General features: G+C 27.7%; 18 protein-coding genes. 8 read left to right on the top strand and 10 right to left on the bottom strand.

Translation table 4 applies throughout. The annotated features are described in order from the left end of the window. Window positions 1-94: 94 nt before the first annotated feature. Genes CG473_RS03225 through CG473_RS03215 form a run of 3 tightly spaced genes read right to left on the bottom strand, consistent with a single transcriptional unit; the run spans window position 95 to window position 3,072 of the window. Window positions 95-922 (bottom strand): carbohydrate ABC transporter permease, encoded by an 828-nt coding sequence (locus tag CG473_RS03225; protein ID WP_094254877.1) that lies wholly within the window; start codon window positions 920-922, stop codon window positions 95-97. Continuing rightward, complete coding sequence (locus CG473_RS03220; RefSeq protein ID WP_094254876.1) at window positions 915-1,886, bottom strand: sugar ABC transporter permease; 972 nt, start codon at window positions 1,884-1,886, stop codon at window positions 915-917. The genes CG473_RS03225 and CG473_RS03220 overlap by 8 nt, the downstream gene beginning before the upstream one ends. Further along, on the bottom strand, window positions 1,879-3,072 hold the full coding sequence (locus CG473_RS03215) for an ATP-binding cassette domain-containing protein (RefSeq protein WP_094254875.1): 1,194 nt from the start codon (window positions 3,070-3,072) through the stop codon (window positions 1,879-1,881). Before CG473_RS03215 ends, CG473_RS03220 begins: the two co-directional genes overlap by 8 nt. A 65-nt stretch (window positions 3,073-3,137) precedes the next feature. Here CG473_RS03215 and CG473_RS03210 point away from each other — a divergent pair, with 65 nt between their 5' ends. The 4 genes from CG473_RS03210 to lgt all read left to right on the top strand — a co-directional run bounded on the left by CG473_RS03210 (window position 3,138) and on the right by lgt (window position 9,146). Then, window positions 3,138-4,286 carry an ATP-binding protein gene (locus tag CG473_RS03210; RefSeq protein WP_094254874.1) on the top strand — a complete coding sequence of 383 codons (1,149 nt, stop codon included), beginning with the start codon at window positions 3,138-3,140 and terminating at the stop codon, window positions 4,284-4,286. 64 nt (window positions 4,287-4,350) lie between these two features. Further along, window positions 4,351-7,188, top strand: a complete 2,838-nt coding sequence (gene uvrA, locus CG473_RS03205; RefSeq protein ID WP_094254873.1) for an excinuclease ABC subunit UvrA — start codon at window positions 4,351-4,353, stop codon at window positions 7,186-7,188. Continuing rightward, window positions 7,175-8,110, top strand: coding sequence for an HPr(Ser) kinase/phosphatase (hprK, locus tag CG473_RS03200; protein ID WP_094254872.1), 936 nt, complete (start codon window positions 7,175-7,177; stop codon window positions 8,108-8,110). Before uvrA ends, hprK begins: the two co-directional genes overlap by 14 nt. Beyond that, entirely contained in the window at window positions 8,100-9,146 is a 1,047-nt protein-coding gene (gene lgt / locus CG473_RS03195) for a prolipoprotein diacylglyceryl transferase (RefSeq protein WP_094254871.1), read from the top strand. Before hprK ends, lgt begins: the two co-directional genes overlap by 11 nt. 148 nt (window positions 9,147-9,294) lie before the next feature. Here lgt and CG473_RS03190 read toward each other — a convergent pair whose 3' ends face one another. From CG473_RS03190 to CG473_RS03170, 5 genes are all read right to left on the bottom strand, one after another. Beyond that, window positions 9,295-9,780 carry a hypothetical protein gene (locus CG473_RS03190; protein WP_094254870.1) on the bottom strand — a complete coding sequence of 162 codons (486 nt, stop codon included), beginning with the start codon at window positions 9,778-9,780 and terminating at the stop codon, window positions 9,295-9,297. Between the two features lie 176 nt (window positions 9,781-9,956). Then, a complete protein-coding gene (locus CG473_RS03185) occupies window positions 9,957-11,546 on the bottom strand; it encodes a type 2 periplasmic-binding domain-containing protein (RefSeq protein ID WP_094254869.1) in 1,590 nt (529 codons plus the stop codon). Continuing rightward, window positions 11,539-12,447 carry an ABC transporter permease gene (locus CG473_RS03180; protein WP_208107023.1) on the bottom strand — a complete coding sequence of 303 codons (909 nt, stop codon included), beginning with the start codon at window positions 12,445-12,447 and terminating at the stop codon, window positions 11,539-11,541. Before CG473_RS03180 ends, CG473_RS03185 begins: the two co-directional genes overlap by 8 nt. After that, on the bottom strand, window positions 12,440-13,282 hold the full coding sequence (locus CG473_RS03175; protein ID WP_094254897.1) for an ABC transporter permease: 843 nt from the start codon (window positions 13,280-13,282) through the stop codon (window positions 12,440-12,442). Before CG473_RS03175 ends, CG473_RS03180 begins: the two co-directional genes overlap by 8 nt. A gap of 16 nt (window positions 13,283-13,298) precedes the next feature. Next, window positions 13,299-14,738: an ABC transporter ATP-binding protein gene (locus CG473_RS03170; RefSeq protein WP_341799053.1), complete on the bottom strand. Its 1,440-nt coding sequence runs from the start codon at window positions 14,736-14,738 to the stop codon at window positions 13,299-13,301. A gap of 123 nt (window positions 14,739-14,861) precedes the next feature. Here CG473_RS03170 and CG473_RS04180 point away from each other — a divergent pair, with 123 nt between their 5' ends. The 4 genes from CG473_RS04180 to nrdE all read left to right on the top strand — a co-directional run bounded on the left by CG473_RS04180 (window position 14,862) and on the right by nrdE (window position 19,511). Then, complete coding sequence (locus tag CG473_RS04180) at window positions 14,862-15,278, top strand: hypothetical protein (protein WP_133509992.1); 417 nt, start codon at window positions 14,862-14,864, stop codon at window positions 15,276-15,278. Between the two features lie 522 nt (window positions 15,279-15,800). Next, complete coding sequence (nrdF, locus tag CG473_RS03160; RefSeq protein ID WP_094254867.1) at window positions 15,801-16,832, top strand: class 1b ribonucleoside-diphosphate reductase subunit beta; 1,032 nt, start codon at window positions 15,801-15,803, stop codon at window positions 16,830-16,832. A gap of 15 nt (window positions 16,833-16,847) precedes the next feature. Continuing rightward, window positions 16,848-17,306, top strand: coding sequence for a class Ib ribonucleoside-diphosphate reductase assembly flavoprotein NrdI (gene nrdI, locus CG473_RS03155; RefSeq protein WP_094254866.1), 459 nt, complete (start codon window positions 16,848-16,850; stop codon window positions 17,304-17,306). A 57-nt stretch (window positions 17,307-17,363) separates the two neighbouring features. Further along, the gene (gene nrdE, locus CG473_RS03150; protein WP_094254865.1) at window positions 17,364-19,511 is read left to right on the top strand and encodes a class 1b ribonucleoside-diphosphate reductase subunit alpha; all 2,148 of its coding nucleotides are present in this window, start codon (window positions 17,364-17,366) and stop codon (window positions 19,509-19,511) included. Window positions 19,512-19,573: 62 nt separating this feature from the next. On the opposite strand, the gene CG473_RS03145 is transcribed toward nrdE, so the two are convergent. Beyond that, on the bottom strand, window positions 19,574-20,257 hold the full coding sequence (locus tag CG473_RS03145) for a ribulose-phosphate 3-epimerase (protein ID WP_094254864.1): 684 nt from the start codon (window positions 20,255-20,257) through the stop codon (window positions 19,574-19,576). A gap of 30 nt (window positions 20,258-20,287) precedes the next feature. Continuing rightward, on the bottom strand, window positions 20,288-21,085 hold the full coding sequence (locus CG473_RS03140) for a nitroreductase family protein (protein WP_094254863.1): 798 nt from the start codon (window positions 21,083-21,085) through the stop codon (window positions 20,288-20,290). Window positions 21,086-21,097: the final 12 nt, after the last annotated feature.

Here is a 21,097-nt window from a genome sequence, read left to right as displayed (position 1 = left end):
TGAATTTTTAATCATTATAACAAAAAAATGTTTTTTAGCCATTAAAGAACATAATAGTAAATGTTTTATTTGTAAGAGCAAAATAATTAGACAATTATACGATTTGCGAAATTCTTCTGTTTATTCAAGGCGAAAATACTAAATAAGCAACTAATGTGATTGATAAAGATATTACAGATCCTGCGGCCTGAATGTTAATTAATGATGAAAACCCAGTTTGTCCTAAATTTTTAAATCACAAGCTAATTGTCTGTTTATCTATCCCGTTTAATACATACAAAGGTCATAAGTATTCATTTCATGATTGGACGGTAGTAAAAAGTATTATCAAAAATATTGGAACTTTTAGATTTGGTAAAAATACATATCAAATTTTATGTCTAAGTCTTAGATTGTCAATTTTTGATTGATCAAGTTTATTTTTATCTATATTTTTGAATGCTTTATAAACATATAAAAGTAAAAAAAATGAAAAAAATGAAGTTGTTGTAAGAGAAAAAACAATAGATGTTTCTAAGAGATTGTAAGAATTTAATAATTGTTTGAGTGGTAAATATATTGTAAATTCTGGTACCAAACTTATTATGATAAAAAAGATAAAAACTGTAGTACGCAATGATTTAGATGCTTTGGACATTGCATAACCAGCTAATATATACGTAACAATTCTAATAGATAAAACAGTTACTAAAGTTGCAATCGAATATGAAGTTGCTTCTCAAAAATCTTGATTTACAATACTAGAATAATTTTCAAAATTTGCTGCATCTGGTATTAATGAAATCTTCCCTCTTGTTAAAAAATCAGTACTCATTAAACTTGTTACAAGTAAAAAATAAAGTGGAAATAAAACAATCACTAAAACAAAAACCAAAATAAGGATTTTAGAAAATTCCTTCGTTCACTTACTATATTTAAACACGTTGCTCCTGATGTTTAAATTTTGAGGTTATTTTTTTAGTTACATTTATAAAAAATAATATTGTAGAAGGTCTTGTGAAATTTAACAATATCACAAGAAATAAAATATAACCAAGTGATATTATGCTTGCTGCATATGCTAATTGAAAATCTAAATTAATATTTAAATTTTGAGGATTTAAATAGGAAAAAATATAACTAGACAAAGTGTGACCTCTTAGTGAATCTAAGTCTAAATCAATTATTCCATATGGCACAAGAAAAGCACTAAAAGCAATATTTGTATAAGCAACATTTAAAAATGTTTTATTTATTTCGTGATAATAAACATATTTTATTTTTTGTCACAAACTTATGTTATCTAAAATAAAAATTGTTTTGTATTTTAAATTCATTTTGGAAATTGCAAAACTAAAAATTACTAAATTAAAAGGTAGTGATCTTCATAATTGAAATAAAAAATAAACTCATAAAAATCCTATACTATTTTCCCCTACTCCAAAACTAATATTGAGGTTAAATATTTTCGAAAAAGCATTTTGCTCACCAAATAAAAAAATAAATGACACTCCTATTGCAAATGAAGAAATAAAAAATTGTGAATAAAAAGCAGTTATTAAAATATTTTTAGATCATCTAAAAATTAGACTATTTAACAATAATGCAAGTGAAAAACCTAAAAAAAGAGAAATTGGTGTAACTAAAAAAATTAAAAAAGTCGAATTACTTATAGCCGATTTAAATTGAGGATCAGCTATAACATTTTTATAATTGTCAATTCCGATATTAAAGCGGGTTTTGTCAAATTCTGAAAAAACTCTAAACGATTCTACATATGATTTGATTATGGTTAACAAAATAAATATTATTAAAAATATTAAAATTGGTGCTAAATAAGCAACGGATTTTCAATTAACTAAAAAGTATTTTTTAATATCAAAAAAAATTTTTTTAGATTTAAGCATTTATAAGATTTCCTAATTTATCGTATTTTAAAATTTTGCTATTATCAAAAAAAACATCAACATTGTCGCCTTCTTTAAGATTTAAATTGCTTGAAATATAGAAAAATTCAAATTCATCATTTGAAATTTTAAATCTCTTTATTGGCCCTAAATTTTTGGTTTGAATAACTGAATATTTACCCGTAATATTTGGTTCTATATTTATATGATTGCTTCTTATATATTCGCTACCATTTTCATTTTTTTTCAATTGAACGATTTCGGGCTTACCAATAAATTTAGCTACAAATTCAGTTATTGGTTTTTCATATATTATTTCCGGAGAATCTTGTTGTAATATTTTTCCTTGATTCATAACTAAAATTTTATCGCTTAATTCTATTGCATCATTTTGATCATGTGTAACTAGTAAAAGAGTGAAACCAAATTGTTTTTGGATACTAGAAATAAATTTTTTAGCTTCTTCTTTAATGTTTTCATCTAATGAAGCAAATGGTTCATCCATAATTAATAGCTTTGCATTTTTGATTAAGGATTTTGCAATAGCAACTCGCTGTTTTTGTCCGCCTGAAAGTTCATTTGCTTTTTTGTTTTTGATATTATGAATTCCTAAAATTTTCAAAATTTCTTCAATTCTTTCATTGATATTTTTTTTAATTTTTATTTCTGCAATAAATTTAAAAATTAACTTAGGTTTTTTTGCTAGTTTTTTCGAAAGTAAAAATAATAGTTTTATTTTAAAGATTAAAAGAAGATTATTACTATTTTTAGAAATAACACTAAATTTATTTTCAAACATTTTTTCAATTTCATTTATCGACTTTAATTTGTTTTTGTTTAGAAAATTAAGGTATCTATCTTCTAAAAAAGATAATTGAAATTCAATTGAATTATAAGCAGAAAGAAATATATTTTTTTTAACACTAATTTGTTCGTAAAGTTGAGAATCCTGAAAAACAAAACCAATATTGGATTTTGAAAAGTAATCCGAATAATTAAACGAAGCAGTATCTGAATTTAGTAGACCGGCTATTATTTTTAGTAATGTAGTTTTACCGCTTCCTGATGGACCTACAATTGTAATTATTTTTGATTTAGGTATTTCTATATTTTCGATATTTAAAATTGAATCTTTTTTGTAAGAAAATTTTAAATTTTCAATTGACATCAAATTGTTAGATAGCATATTTTAATTATACGTATAATAAAAAATAATTGAGTTCACAAATTTATGTAGAGTAAAATTTAAATATGTTTCAATTTAATAAATCAGAAGACCAAGATTCAGAATTCAAAATGTTACTACCAGTATCGTCACGAAAATGACTTAAAACACTTGTAGGCTATTTAAATAGTGGAAAAGAAGGATCTATTTATTTTGGTGTCAATGATAATGGTGTTGCCGTAGGATTGCAATATTTTAATAGTCAAAGTTCACTAACTACAAATGTGAATGAAATTCATATTTGCTTAAATTCAATTGAAAAATGCGTTGATAGAACGGTAATATTTATCGCTGAGGAGATACAAAAAAGAATTACACCAGAATTATTGCCTTATTACTATTCGATTAATGTTATTTCAAAAAATCCCTTTGTAATAGAACTTAAAAGTCGAAGAGTTACCGAATTAGTATACGGGATAAAACCACAGGCTGGTGAAGAAATCAAGTATTATTTGCGTGGTGGAAGTCAAACAAGATCATTAAATTTTCAAGAAATTGAACAGCTTAGACAAATTAGACAAAAAGAAATCAATTTTCAATATTTAAATAGCCCTATTCCGTACCTTGCATTTCAACAACTTTATAATTTGATTAGCCCTCAAATGAAATATAAAGAATTTATAAAAAAATCATTATATGAAGAAGGATTTGTTGTGCCTGGTTTGAATTATTGAAATTATGAATCATATTTACTTAGTGATAAATCAAGCGCCAAAGTTGTAATAAACAATTTTACAAATAAATTAAATGATAAATATAACCACAATAAAACAATAGTCGAAAATTTATCGCTTCCACTATTGTTATTTGAAGTTAAAAGTATTTTGTCAAACTTGTGAGATCAAGTTAATGAGCCAAATTTATTAAATGAATTAATTGAAAATTCAATTTTAAATAATGATTATTACGACTTTGCAAATAATAGTCCAACTATCGAAATCTTTTATGACAAAATAACAATAACTCATTATGACAAATTTGACAAATTTGAAAAGTATGAATTAAATAGACGAATTGTTGAAAATAATCTTTATCCGAATCTTTTAATTTATTTGCGTAAAAACAATATCTTGAATTACTCAAATAAAAAGTTTAAAAAACTAATATCAAAATATGGAGATAAATTTTATGTTTGTGACCGTTTCAGCATAACTTTTACAGTTTTTTATAAATAAATAATTTTATAAAATAATCGCTGTATTGAAAAATATTACTAATAAGATAATATAATTAATTACTATGAAATTTAACAATGAATTACGCATCAAAGGTGCAAGAGAAAATAATTTAAAAAATGTTAATCTTACTATACCAAAAAATAAATTAATTATTTTTACGGGTTTATCTGGAAGTGGTAAGTCTTCATTGGCATTTAATACAATTTATGAAGAAGGAAGAAGAAGATATGTCGATTCATTATCTTCATATGCACGTCAGTTTTTGGGTAACACAAAAAAGCCAGATGTTGATTCAATTGATGGTTTATCACCAGCTATAAGTATCGAACAAAAAACAACGCACAATAATCCTCGTTCTACTGTTGGAACTGTAACTGAAATTCATGACTATTTAAGATTGTTTTTTGCAAGAATTGGAATTCCGCATTGTCCAGTACATAAAATTGAAATTCAAGGTAAAAAGACAAAAGATATTATTGATGCTATTTTTGAATTAAAAAATGATTCAAGAATAATTATCCTTGCTCCATTAGTTGATGGTGAAAAAGGTACTCATCAACAATTGTTTGAAAAACTAAGAAAAGAATCTTTTTTAAGAGTTAAAGTTAATGGCACTATTCTTTCACTTGATGATAATATCGAATTAGAAAAAAATAAAAAGCATGTTATCGATATTGTTATCGATAGAATTGTTTTAAATGAAGAATCTAGAAGCAGAATTGTTGAAGCAATTGAAGTGGCTTTAGAACATGGAAAGGGTATTATCAAAATTGAAAATAGTGATACCAAAGAAATTAAAACATTTTCAAAATTACATAGCTGTCCTTATGGCGATTTTGAAATGCCTAAAATTGAGACTAAACTTTTTAGTTTTAATAGTCCATACGGTATGTGTGATTTTTGTAAAGGTCTAGGTTCTGAATTAAAAACAGACTGAGAATTATTAGTTCCAAATAAGGATATTTCAATTGATGCTGGAGCTATTAAATATTTTCAAAATACAGTTAACTCATCTAATTTAGAATGACAAGAATTCGCAGCGATGTTAAATCATTATAAAATTAGAACTAATGTTCCAATTAGAGAATATACAAAAAAATCATTAGACATAATTAAATATGGTTCTAACGAAGAAATATATTATTCATTACAAAGTGATGCAGGACAAACTTATAGAAGAACTAAAACTATTGAAGGTATTCTAACTAAAATAGACCGCCGTTATTATGAAACTACAAGTGATGCAATTCGAACATATCTTGGAAAATATATGTCAGAAGCTGAATGTCAACATTGTAAAGGTGCTCGTTTAAATACACATGCTTTAGCAGTAAAAATTGACAATAAAAATATAGATGATTATTCAAAAATGTCAATTGAAGATGCATTAGATACAATAATCAATTTAAACTTAGATAATACACAAACTGAAATATCAAAACTTATAATTTCTGAATTAACTAACAGATTAGGGTTTTTAGTTGATGTAGGTTTAGATTATTTAAGTTTAATAAGAAAAGCCGAAACTCTTTCTGGTGGAGAAGCACAAAGAATTAGATTGGCAACTCAAATAGGTTCTCACTTAACTGGTGTTTTATATGTTCTTGATGAACCATCAATTGGATTACACCAAAAAGATAATTTAAAATTAATTAAAACATTAAAAGACATGGTGGATTTAGGTAATACATTAATTGTTGTAGAACATGATGAAGATACAATGCGTGTTGCAGATTACATTGTTGATATTGGACCTCTAGCAGGTAAACATGGTGGCGAAGTAGTTGCTCAAGGAACTATTGAAGAAATTATGAATGTGCCTGAATCAATTACTGGTCAATATTTAAGCCAAAAACTTAAAATTGAAGTTCCAAAAAAACGCCGCAAAGGCAGTGGTAATTATGTAACTATTAAAGGTGCTAGAGAAAACAATTTAAAAAATCTTACAGTTAAAATTCCTTTAAACAAATTTGTAGCAGTAACAGGTGTATCTGGAAGTGGTAAATCAACTTTAGTTAATGATATTTTAGTTAAAGGAATTCAAGAAATAATTTCAAGAAGTACAGTTAAAAGTGGCTTACATACCGAAATGACAGGCTTAATTTATATTGATAAAATTGTTGATGTATCTCAATCTCCAATTGGTAGAACGCCTAGAAGTAATCCTGCTACATATACTGGTGTTTTTGATGATATCAGAGATATTTTTGCAAATGTAGAAGAAGCTAGAGCAAGAGGTTATGCTAAAGGTAGATTTAGTTTTAACGTCGATGGCGGAAGGTGTGATAAATGTAATGGTGATGGTCAATTAAAAATTGAAATGCACTTTTTACCTGATGTTTATGTTACATGTGATCATTGTGAAGGACAGCGTTATAATTACGAAACATTAGAAATAAAATATCGCCATAAAAACATTAGTGATGTTTTAGACATGACTGTTGAAGAAGCTTTAGAATTTTTTGTAAACCGTCCTAAAACATTATTTAAATTGCAAACTTTGTATGATGTTGGAATGGGCTATGTTAAATTAGGTCAATCATCAACAACTCTTTCTGGTGGTGAAGCGCAAAGAATTAAATTAGCAAGTCACTTACTTAAAAAAGCTACTGGTAAAACAATATATGTTCTTGATGAACCAACAACAGGTTTACATTCTTATGATGTTCAAAAGTTATTGACAATAATTAATAGAATAGTTGATGGCGGCGATACTGTTGTAGTAATTGAACATAATTTGGATATGATTAAATCAGCAGATCATATTATCGATTTAGGTCCAGGTGGTGGAGTTCACGGTGGTAATATTATTGCTCAAGGAACTCCAGAAGAAGTAGCCAAAGTTGATAAATCTTACACAGGTCAGTTCTTAAAAGGAATGTTGAATGCAAAAGAATAAACAAAATATCACAATTAAAGTTAAATCATTAGTTGATAAATTTAATTTAGAACTAGTTAATAAAACGACATTAGATAAAATGGATAACCCTTCAGTTATAAGTGCTGGTTTAGGTTTAGCTGGTTATCCAGAATATGATAATTTAGAAAAAGTTATCATCGCTTGATCTAGTAAAGAAAGCAAATTTTTTGATTCTTTAGATAAAAATTTATTGAAAAAAAGAATCAAAGATATTTTTGACCGTAAACCTGCTTTAGTTTTACTAGGCAAAAATATGGATAAAAAATACCATAAATTAATTATTGATTTAGCAACTGAAGCTGATATTCCTTGTGTAATCACTTGAATGGACATGTCACAAATCCACGGTACACTTGGTTCATATTTACTTAGAGAATTTGCTCCAAACTATCAAATCCATGGAACCTTAATGAGAGTAAGTGGATATGGTGTTTTAATTATGGGGGATTCAGGGCGTGGTAAAAGTGAAGCAGCTTTGGAACTATTGCAAAAAAGGCACCAATTAATTAGTGATGATGCTGTTTTGGTTTGTCAAATTGGAAACGAAATTTATGGCACAAGTCCTGAAATTACAAGAAATCTTTTAGAAGTTAGAGGTCTAAGCATTCTTGATGTTGAAAAAATCTATGGATATCAAGCGATGATTGATGAACATGTTATTAATTTAGTTGTAAAATTAATCCCAGAAACTGAAAATCATGATTTTGATAGATTAGGTGATTCAAATTTGAAATATACTATTTACAACATTGATATTCCATTAATTGAGATTCCAATGCGTATCGGTAGAAATACTTCTAGTTTAATTGAAGCAGCTGTAAATGTCCAAATTTTAAGAGACCAAGGTTTTAATACATTAGATATAATAGGTGAAAGAATAAAGGAGAAAAATGACGAGTAATATTGATTTTAGTAATTGGTATCCTTTTAGAGAAGGTGAAGCAACTTATCTTTTTACCATCGGAACTTATCAAGTCCCAATTTATACTTTCACAATGTTAATAGGAATGCTAAGTGCGATATTAACAATTGTATTTTTTTGAATGAGAAAAAAATATTCACTTGAAATACTTTTTACATTAATTTTAATTACCATTCCTTCTTCAATTATTGGAGCTAGATTATGGTTTATATTTGAAAGGCTCATTTATAACCCGGCTGATCCGTTCCCTAATTCGGCCTGGTATGAAGTCTGAAACGGTGGATTAGCAATCCAAGGTGGTGTAATTGTTCCTACGATATTGAATTTAGTTTACTTATATTTCAAGCGTGAATTAGTAGATTATCGTTATGCAATAAGTTTTATTTTACCTGCTGTTCTTTTAGGACAAGCAATCGGTAGATGAGGTAATTATGCTAATCACGAAGTTTATGGAAGAATAGACACAACTGGTGAATATACCTTAATCTGAGGTGAAGCTTTAGCAAGGCAAATGTATATTTACAATGCTGCTGATCTTGCTTCAACTGCTGCGTTAAGAATTCCTTTATTTTTATATGAATCAATCTTGTCGTTAGTCGGTTACTTTGTAATGGTATGAATAATCAACTTATTTGGTTTATTAAAACCAGGTACAACCGGCGGAATATATATGTTTTATTACGGATTGGTCAGGGTCATAATGGAACCACTCCGAGAAGAAGGCTATGCATTTTATTCAGTACTAGGTTACTTAATGCTTGCTGCTGGAGTGTTAATGATTTTATACTTTGAAATTCCATTTAGACAGCGCTATGCCAAAATAAAGCGGAAATATTATTTTGATTACGTAATAATAGATCGCAAACCTTATGCTTGATTAGAAAAATTATTACCTAGTCCAAAAATTAAAAGTGTTACATTTGAAACAACAGTTGAAAATAATGTTGAAAGCACACAAATAGTTGGTATGATGAACCGTCGTAGAGCTATTAAAAAAAGAAGACCGGACAAGTAAAATAAGAAATTAATTCGGACTATGTCCGATTTTTTTATTTAAAAAACCTTATCCATTTTAGCCCAGTTAAACATCTTCTACAATTCAAATCAAATTGGTTCATTAAAATAATATTTTGAACTTGAATAAGATAAATTTCAAATTGTTTTTAGTTACTAAAATATTTATTATAAAATTTATTATTTCTATCGATATGTTTTTTAAATTTTGCAGAATCCAATTTAGCAAATTTGAATTTTAATAATTTTGGACCATCAAATATCAATAATTGTCCTAAACTCACAAGATGAGCAAAAATTATTATTATCAATCCTACTAAAAATCATGTGAATTCATTACGCAAGTACTGACCTTGTGTCATTAAAACTGAAAAATATAATGCCCAATTTAGAAGATAAATACTAAATCTTGAAACATAAATCACAAACACATATTTGTATTTATTTGTGAAATTTTGAAATACAAATAAGAAGATAAATATGGTTTGAAATATTGTTGACAAGAATATTAAAGTAGCGGCTAACCTGCCTTCATTTGTCAATAATATAATTAAAGGAACTTCAAAAGCCAGCAATAACGCGAATATAAAAACGTTTAAAATTAGTATTAAAATAAATATATTTTTTTTAAGCAATAGTCCTCTTTTCGTTCTTGATTACAAGAATAATTTTTTAAGATAACAAAATTATAAAAAATTCCCCAAAAATAATTCTATTTTCAGGAAATTTAAAAATATTTAAAAGAATTATTTGATTTTAATTCACTAGTTTTCAATGTAATTTATCTTACTCAAACATGCTTACTTATTATCTAACCTTTAAGTCTTTTTAGATAATAAATTTGAGCAGAAGCAACTATTGCATCTCCAGCTGGAGAAATAAATGAAGGTACTTTAATGCCTTCAAAATCTAATATTCCTAATCTTGTTCCGATTGTTGTTAGTCTTTCTAAATCAGAACCTTTGTAGACTTCCGCTTCTTCATACCCATATCCTAATAAAGTTGTGTAGATATAATTGTTTTTGTATAAATCAGTATTAGTTGTATCAATAGGTTTTGTTATAGATTTAAAAAAAACTAAATTATTTATAATTTTGGTAGGCGGAGTATAGTTCACAAAATCAAAGTTTTGAAAACCACTTTTTGTGAATTCTTCAGCATCTTTGTTATACATGTTAACTGTATTGTTTTCATGATCAACAAAAGACCCATATAATGAATCAGGTAAAGTTTGAAAATCTTCGTTAAATCAACCATCGTAAAAACTATCATGAATTAATTTTAAGTTTGAATTAGCTCGTTCTTCTGAGACATATTTAGGAATTATTAATCCATCAGTTAAACTAATTTTTGATTTAATTTTTGCGCTTCTAGTTGGATTTCTTGAGCCTTGAAAATTTTCATCTGCATAATTAACAAAATTATCTGAAGCAAAAAATGAATCAAGAGCATCTCCGTTATAAATTAAAGCTGCAGCAATATTTAATTGTGGATTTATTAAACCGTTTAACATAGGCTGACTATCAGTGGAAAATAAAATTTTTGATGTATTTTCAATACCGGTATTTAGTCCTTTTTCTATTTGTGCAACAAAATTATCGACATATTTTGAATTAGTTTCTATATCTAAAGCTCCATCAAAATTTTCCACGTCTTGATTAACTAAATTCATTGACCCATATGCAATGTTGTCTCTCATTTCATCGTGGAATGAAAATATTTTGTCCGAACTAACTAATGAATTTAAAACTTTTAATAAATTTTCAATGCTCTGTCCATCACTAGCTGAATCTAAAGATTTAATTCTAGTTTCGAAATCAATTTCTTCATTTGAAATTTCGGATTGAGTTAAATTAGTTTTAATAATGTCGTTTCAGTCGTAAAAGATTTCTTTATATTGAGTATAGTAAGGGACCATAAAATTTCACAAATGTAAATTTTGATTTGGGAAAACTTGATTTATATAACTATCAAAAAATGAAAATTGCTCGTATACAGAATCAGTAAATGTTGCCTGCGCCCATGCAGAATCATAATTATTAATTCCTCGTTCTCTTGATGTTCCTTTTATGTTAAAAAATGCATCATAATCAATTTGTCTTAGCAAGCCTTCTTTAATCATTGAAGCAATTTGATATCCACTTGTAATTCCTGCTGAAACTCTTTGTGCTAATATTTGATCTTTAAAATCATTAACATCAGTATAAGTACGATATGAAAAATTTTGACTTAGTTCTTCAATATTACCTTCACTTGCATATGCTGCAAAATTAAAAAAAACAGGTCTTGATGGAGTAATTGTTTTATAAACTCCTGCACCAACTATTCCACCAGCAATTCCTAAAGTAGCAGCACTAATTCCTACGATTTTCAAAACTTTTTTACTTAAAAATTTAGACATTTTGAATTTCCTTTTGATTGCGTTTAAAGAAATTTTTCACACTTATTTTTCTTTCATTTAAAAATTTTCTATTAATTGATAATAAAGAATTTTTTGCCGCAATCATATTTTTATTTTGTCTTCATTTAAATGCAATATAAACTAAATTACCAAAAATTGTAACTATAAAAAGCAACGAACCTAATGCCAGTGCTCATGGTCTAAAATTAGCTGAATAAAGCTGCACACCAACAGTGTCAACATTTGAAACAATTCTAGTTAAAATAAAATCATCAAAACTTAAAACAACAGTAACAATTGTTGCAAAAATAAGTGGCATTAGCATGTAGCGTAAATAAGTTTTAAATCATGTTCTTATTTTCCCATAACCTAAATCTTGACTTGCTTTAAATTGACTTGAATTAAATTTTTCACTACGTGGAAATAGTAATAATGTTACAAAAGGCAATATAACAACAACATGTGAAATAACTGCTCTAAATAAGCCTTCATCATTTTCGGAAAATGCTCCAAATAAACTTGTAAATACTACACCTAAACCTAAAGCTGTAATAATATCAGGATTAATTAAAGCAACGTTAGCTAGTCCTTCTACAACAACACGATGTGCTTTTTGTTTTTGTCTTCAAAGACCATAAACTATTAATGTTGCAAGTGGAACAACAATTAAAACTGTAAAAAATGCTATTAATGTTGAATTAGCAATTGCATTTACAACGTTGTGAGAAAATAATTCTACATAAGCACCGTTTGTTGTACCGTTTCAAGTAATGAAACTTAATTCTCCTTTATCTGAAGGTTTATTAAATGAAAATATAACCATAAAAATAATAGGAATATATGTTAATAATACAATTATTGAAATGAAGGACATTTTGGCAAATGATTTTAAATTAAACATTTTTAAACCCCCTTCTTTTCATTATTAATCTAGGAATAAAGTAGATACAAATATATGCTGTGGTCATTAAAATTAAGACTATCACAACAATGTTTGATGCTGAAGCTACTTTGAATATATTTGATGGTTTTGCTAATACGTCAATAGTATTTCCAACTAATTGTGTTTGTGCAACATTTGGTAAAAGTTTTTGACTTATCCCAACTGAAGTTGCACTTAATAAAAATATTAAAACAAATCCTGATAGTATAGCTTTAATAGCATAAGGAATAATAACTTTTATAAATGTTTGAAAATAATTGTTCCCTAAATCTGTACTTGAATTTACAATGTTTTTAGGCATATCAATAAATACAGAATATAGTGGGATAATTGCAAATGGTAAATATAAATAAACCATACCTATGATTAAAAAGAATTCATTATTTAACAAAATTTCATTTCCTGAAATAGCAGTTGAAACACCACGTAACGCTAAAATTCTAACTAATGTCAAAATGAAAAGTGGAGAAATAATTAAACTAATAGAACTAAATCTAAATATTGAACTTGTAGATCTAGCCACAACATATGAATAAGGTATGGCTACAATTAATGCAAATATAGCAGCAACTAAGCCTGTTCAAATTGACCTTAAAATTATTAATCATAATTCAGGTGAAGTAATTAAATTGTAATTATCATAAACAATCACATCGCCATTTTCAACTTGACTAATTGGGCTAAAAGCTTTTATAGCAATAAAAATTAAGGGAGTGATTATAAAAAAAGCAGCAAAAACTAAAAAAGGAATAATCAAACTTAAACGGGGATTAAAACCTAATTTGTCTACCATAAATTTTTTAATTGCACTAACCATTTTGATTACCAACTAAGTTTTCTTGTTGCATTAAATGAATATCATCAATATCTCAATTTAAATATACCTTTGTATTAATATCATAAAATTCTGTTGATTCAACAAGCAGAGTTTTTTCTTCAGTGATTTTTACTTCTGTGATGTAGTAAGAACCTTTATATGTTCAATCTTGAACAGTACCTGAAAAAGCACCTCTTGAAAGTGAAATAGAAATATCTTCTGGTCTAATTAGAACATCCAATTTTTGACCAATTTCAAACTCATTTTGAATTGTTCTAAATGTTTTACCTAAAAATTCAATTTGATAATCACCTCTAAAAATTCCTTCAAAAAAATTAGATTCACCAATAAAATTAGCAACTCATTTATTTTTTGGATAATCATATATTTTTTCAGGTAAATCAAATTGTTCAATTTTCCCATTTCGAACAACAATAATTCTGCTTGAAAGTTCTAATGCTTCTTTTTGATCGTGAGTAACAAAAACGAATGTTAAATTCAATTCTTCTTGAAGACTAACTAACAGTTTTTGCATTTGAGTTCTAATTTTTGCATCTAGAGCAGAAAGTGGTTCATCTAATAATAAAATTTTGGGTCTAATCGCAAGTGAGCGAGCTAAAGCAACTCTTTGCTTCATTCCTCCGGAAAGATTATTAATATTTTCTTTTCCATTTCCTTCTAAACCTACAAGCTGTAACATTAATTCTACTCTTTTGTCAATTTCTTTTTTAGTTAAAGCTCTGGACATGTGTCGATGAGTAAATGATTCAGTTTTTAAAGAAACATAGTTTTCTCAATGTGAATATTTAAAATCACTATCATCAAGTCATTTTTGAATTTTAGCATGCTCTTTTTTGTTCAATAATTTTGAGTTTTTATCGCTCTTTTCAAATTTTTCTAATTTGGCAATATATTCAGCTTGGATTTTATCCAACTTATTCATTTCAAGTTTTGCTTTTGCTTTTCATTGCTCTTTTAGTTTCACTAATTTGGGTTGCATTTTTTCAACTAATGAATCTACAGGTTTACGAATTAATTTTAATCCGTAACTAACATTACCAGCTACATCTAAATGCGGAAACAAAGCGTAATCTTGAAATATTGTCGAAGTTGGTCTTTTATTTGGGCTTAGATCTTTAACATCTTTTCCTTGAATAACAATTTCACCTCTAGTCGGATATTCAAATCCACCTAGCAATGACAATATTGTACTTTTACCACTTCCGGACGGTCCTAATATCGTTATAAATTCACCTTCATAAATTTTTAAATCGATTGACTTTAAAACATCCTTAGAACCGAAATTTTTTTCTAATTCTTTTAACTCAATAATAGGTTTAGTTTTTAACCTTTTATTGAAGTCTATTTCTTTTTTTGACATCTTATCTTGGATTTTCTTTTTAATCTCTAGAATAGCTGTTTCATGTTCCATGTACACCCCTTGAATTTTTAATTTTTATGAGTTTAAATTTTATAAAATATTGCTTTAATTTTTCAAAATGTGTTAATTTTTTTTTAAAAAAACTCACGGCTACTTTACTTGTATAATACTGCCATGCAAAATGAAGCTGATATAACTCCAGATAAGTGAACAAAAAGAATAATCAGTGAAAATCACATTTGATTTTTAATGTCATTTATAGTTCATATTCTTTTCATAATTTTTATTTGGACTTCGGTTACTTTATTTATCGTAGCTGCCAAGGAAATGGCCAGTTTTAATATTACAGGTTTTTACTTATGAGTGCCCGCAACAGCAACATTGGGATTTGGAATACTATTTTGAATAGCAGCAATTGCACAATATATATATTTAGCTGTTATTATCAAAGAAAAAAATTCAAAACTTGGACAATCAATATTTGTCTTATTAGTGATTTCATTAGTTTGCAGTTTAATAGTTATTTTCCCAATCTGGCTTCAAGTTAGAGTAAGACTAATAATTAGATCAAATAAATCCATTATTAGCTAATTTAGTGCAATTTTTTGATTTATTTATTTTTTAAAAGCAAATTTGTTTAGTTAATTACCATTAACCCATTTACATTTAAGATTTTTTGTATTTTTTAGCATTTTTAGGTGCTATTTATATCATTAAAAATAACTTTTGACTCATATTTATTACCTAATTTACCAATATTTTTTAATTTATAAAATCAAATAGAAAAAAACTATTTTTTTTATACCCTTTACTAATACTACCCCTATAATGAAAGAGAACTAAACAGGGAAATGCGGTGTGAACCCGCGACTACACCGGCATCAGTGATGCGCATTTGCGACAAGTCTGACTACCTTAATAATGCTGGCTACTGAAATGGTTCAAGAAAGCAAAAACATTGATTTTTGTCAATAAAAAAGCAAAATATAAGCGTTTAGATATTACTGACGCATTTTATTAACCACTTTTTTATATTTTCTTGTGCCGAAAATGTTTTTATTCTGGCATTTGTAGCGCATTCTGGTTCGATAAAAATTGATTGCGAGGAATAAAATGAAGAATGAATATTACCACCGTTCGGTGTCTCCTATTGAATATGCAAAAAATAAGATGAAAGGTAACCTTAGATCGGTAAATTGAAACGTACTAAATGATGAAAAAGATTTAGAAGTTTGAAACAGAGCTACCCAAAACTTTTGACTACCAGAAAAAGTACCAGTTTCTAACGATATTCCATCTTGAAAGTCATTGGCTCCTGAAAAAAGTACTGATCCAAACTGACAACGTTTAATTATCAGAACTTTTACTGGTCTAACCCTTTTAGACACAATTCAAGCAACTTTAGGCGATGTAGCACAAGTTAATTGGGCATTAACTGATCATGAGCAAGTTATATATGCAAATTTTGCATTTATGGTTGGTGTTCATGCAAGAAGTTATGGGACAATATTTTCTACATTTTGTTCTAGTGAAGAAATTGAAGAAGCTCACGAGTGAGTTGTAAATAATGATGCTTTACAAGCAAGAGCTAAAATTTTAATTCCATATTACACATCACAAGACCCTTTGATGTCTAAAATTGCAGCTGCAATGATGCCAGGTTTTTTATTGTATGGTGGATTCTACTTACCGTTTTATTTATCTGCAAGACAAAAATTACCTAACACAAGTGATATCATAAGACTAATTCTTAGAGATAAAGTTATTCACAATTATTACAGCGGGTACAAATATCAAAGAAAAATTGAAAAGCTTCCTAAATCAGAACAAGAAAGATATAAAAAACTTGTTTTTGATTTAATGTATGAAGTTATTGAATTAGAAAAGAAATTTTTAATCGAACTATATGAAGGATTTGATTTAGCTGAAGATGCAATTAAATTTTCATTATATAATGCAGGAAAATTCTTGCAAAACTTAGGTTACGATTCACCATTTACAGCTGAAGAAACAAGAGTAAAACCAGAAGTGTTTGCTCAACTTTCTGCTCGTGCTGATGAAAATCATGACTTCTTTTCTGGAAGTGGTAGTTCCTATGTAATGGGACAAACCGAAGAAACAGAAGATGATGATTGAGAATTTTAATATTAAGGAATAAATATGCATAAAGATATTATCGAAATGAGTGATGTTTTACGTCCAACAGGAGAACCTGAAATAGTTTATTTTTCTTCTAAATCTAATAACACTCATCGATTTATTCAAAAATTGGAAATCGAAAATAAGAGAATTCCGGTTGATGAATCAATGGCCGAACCAGTAATTGACAAAGATTTTGTACTCATTTGTCCAACATACTCTGGCGGAGATGACTCAACAAAAGGCGCAGTTCCTTCACAAGTTATTAAATTTTTAAATGACGAACAAAGACGCAAATATTGCCGAGGAGTTGTAGCAACTGGAAATACAAATTTTGGTTCTTCTTTTGCACTAGCTGGTCCAATTTTAAGTAAAAGATTGAAAGTACCATTACTATATCAACTTGAATTACTTGGGACTCAAGAAGATGTCACAAATTTGAGGCAAATATTATTTTCGTTTTGAAATAAATCAGAATAATAACTTTTCATAAAACCAAACCAAAAAAATAAAACACAAATTAAATTAGGAATTAACATGTCAAAAATTTTAAACGATGAATATATCTATCTGAATGCGCTTACTAAATTAACGCCCTTAAAAGATATCCCAGAATATTCTTATGAACAACAAGCGATAGATAAATATTTCGAATTGGAAATCAACCCTAAAACTAAAGTTTTTAAAGATGAAATGGATAGATTAAAATATCTTGTAGATAATGATTATTATGAAGCTGAATTAATTAAAAAATATAGTGATAAATTTTTAATTGAATTATTCGAAAGAGCAAAATCATATAACCACAAATTTCCAACATTTATGGGAGTATTAAAGTTTTATAATGCATATGCTTTAAAATCATTTGATGGAAAACAATATTTAGAAAACTTTACTCAGCGTGTAATAATGAATGCTTTATTTTTAGCTAATGGTAATGAAGAACAAGCTAGAAAAACACTTGACATTATTATCAGTGGTAAATTTCAGCCAGCAACTCCAACTTTTTTAAATGCTGGTAAAAAACAACGTGGTGAATTTGTTTCTTGTTATTTAATTAGAACTGAAGATAATATGGAAAGCATCATCCGTGGTGTTGGAACTTCATTACAATTATCTAAACGTGGTGGTGGAGTAGCTATATCATTAACTAACTTACGTGAATCTGGTGCTCCAATTAAACAAGTAGCTAATCAATCATCTGGTGTTATTCCAGTTATGAAATTGTTAGAAGATAGTTTTAGTTATGCTAATCAATTAGGACAAAGACAAGGTGCTGGTGCTGTTTATTTAAATATTCATCACCCTGATATTATGACTTTCTTAGATTCTAAAAGAGAAAACGCTGATGAAAAAATTAGAATTAAATCACTATCACTAGGTGTTGTTGTTCCTGATGTAACTTTTGAATTAGCTAAGAAAAATGAAGACATGGCTTTATTTTCTCCGTACGATGTTGAAAAAGTTTATGGTAAACCAATGAGTGATATATCAATTACAGATGAGTATCAAAATTTACTTAAGAATCCAAAAATTAAAAAAACAATGATTTCAGCTCGTAAAGTATTTCAAACAATAGCAGAAGTACAATTTGAATCAGGTTATCCATATTTACTTTTTGATGATACAGTTAATAGACGTAATCCTAATCAAGGAAGAATAGTTATGTCAAATTTATGTACTGAAATTGCTCAAGTAAATACTCCTTCTACATACAATAGTGATTTGTCATATGCACAAAAAGGAAATGATGTTAGTTGTAATCTAGGTTCATTAAATATTGCTGAAACAATGTATGGAGCCGAAAATATTGAAACAACTGTTGAGTATTCAATTAGATCATTAGACACTGTTAGTCACCTAGCTGACATATCAAGTGCTCCTTCTATTGAAGAAGGAAATAATCAAAATCATGCTCTTGGTTTAGGAGCTATGAATTTGCATGGATTTTTAGCAACAAATCAAATTTATTATGCTTCTGAAGAAGCGGTTGATTTTACTAATATGTTTTTTTACACAGTTGCTTATTATGCTTTTAAAGCATCAAATAAATTAGCAATTGAAAGAAAAAAAACTTATGCAAACTTCAAAACTTCTAAATATGCTGATGGCTCATATTTTGAAAAATATACAAAAGCAGATGAAAATTATTGAACTCCTAAAACAGATAAAATAATTCAATTATTTAAAAAATATAAAATGACTATTCCTACTAAAAAGGATTGAATTAATTTGGTAGAAAGTATTAAAAAACATGGTTTAGCAAATGCTCATTTAATGGCAGTTGCACCAACTGGATCAATATCTTATTTATCAAGTTGTACACCTTCGTTACAACCTGTTGTTGATTTAATTGAAACTAGAAAAGAAGGTAAATTAGGTAGAGTTTATGTACCGCCATTTAAATATTCATTAGAAAATCAAGAGTATTATAAAACTGATGCATACGAAATGGGACCTTACCCAATTATTGACATTGTGGCCGCAGCTCAGCAACACGTTGACCAAGCAATCTCATTAACATTTTTTATGAAAGATAGCGCTACAACTAGAGATTTAAATAAAGCCCAAATATATGCATATAAAAAAGATGTTTCATCAATTTATTATGTAAGAATTCGTCAAGAAGTAATTGAAGGATCTGAAAATTACGACGATTTCCAATGTGAAACCTGTGTAATTTAAAATCAAAAAACCACCTTCATTAAAACAAGGTGGTTTTTTGATTTCGTTGTTTAAAAATGCAACTATCCTTTTATATTTTCAATTGTTTCTACCGAAAGATTATTCATTAAAAAAGTTCCACTAACAGCTGCATCAACTCCTGCTTTAAATGCATGTGGTCCAGTTGTGATGTCTATTCCGCCATCGATTTGAATCACTATTGGAATGTATTTTTCCTCATTGGCAAACTTCATATTTATTTCATCAACTAATGATCTAATTTTTTCTACTTTTACTAAAGATGTTGGAATAAATTTTTGTCCGCCTTTTCCAGGTTCAACTGACATAACAAGAACCAATTTAGTCAGCGGAATTAAACCCTTAATTTTTTCAACATCTGTATCAGGTTTTATTGCAATTCCCATTTTTGTTCTGTGACGATATTTTTGTAAAATTTTTAAAATATCATCATGTGAAGAAGCTTCATAATGAATTGTGATGTAATCTGATCAGTTAATTAATTCTTCAATTCACGTTTCAACATCTTGCACCATTAAATGAGCATCTGCAATATGTTTTGCACTATGCTTTCTAAGCTTAATAAATTCATCAATTTCAATAGCTTTATTAGGTACAAAAATTCCATCCATAAAATCATAATGAATTCATTCAATACCCATTGCAACTAATTTATTTATGTAATTTCTTCTATCTAAAACTGGCACATTTAATATTGATGGTGTTACGTATTTTTTAGTTTTATTCATTTTTTATAAAAAAATAGGCAATACCTATTTTTATTTATCTCCCTTATTTTCTTCTAGTTTTTGAAGTTCTTGTTCACATTTTGATATGTCTATATTATTAGTAATTTCAGGATCGTAAATACCTTTAAGTAAATCTAAATAAGTAGTAGTTGAATCATTTAAATAAAATTTAGCAGCTACTGAAATTCAATCTTTATCTTTACCACGCTGTTTTCAAAATTCTTTTTCTACTTCATTAAATTTTAAAACTTCTTCTTTTACTTGATAAAAATCATAGCCTTCAAAATAAACTCTATTTACTTGAGGTCTAGACACAGTTTCGGTTCCTACTTTACCAATTGCTACTGCTAAAACGGGAAATAAATTATTTGGTAATTTGTAATGTTCTCTTAAATATAAAGGTATATTGTAATGTCTTACTCCACTTAAAAAAGCAGTTGCATAACCTAAATCTTCAGCAACTAATACTGCACTTTGTGCCATTAGAAATGCATCACCTCAAGCACTTAATAAATTGTCAAAAGAGTGCAAATTAATTTCACTTTGTGTCATTGTAGCAGCAATTTTTCCGCGATTCATATCAGCAAAACAGACTATTAATAAACCACAATTAGCATATTGTGCTTGTCCAGTATTATTAGTCAGGTTATACATTCTTTTTTTGACTTCCTGATTGGTAATTATTATTGCAGTTGCGTCAAACTTGTTGCCATTAGTTGGGCTTGCATTTAAGGCTTCAACAATTTTATTTAGATCTTCCTTTGGAAGCTCTGTATATTGCATTTGCCTTTGCGAATGACGGTTTTTAATTACATCTAATACTGACATTTTATCTTCCTT

Source organism: Mycoplasma testudineum (assembly GCF_002245785.1).
Classification (GTDB): Bacteria; Bacillota_I; Bacilli_A; order Mycoplasmatales; family Metamycoplasmataceae; genus Mycoplasmopsis_B; species Mycoplasmopsis_B testudinea.
Note: the sequence above shows the minus strand (reverse complement) of the source record. Positions and strands in the feature narration are given on the sequence as shown.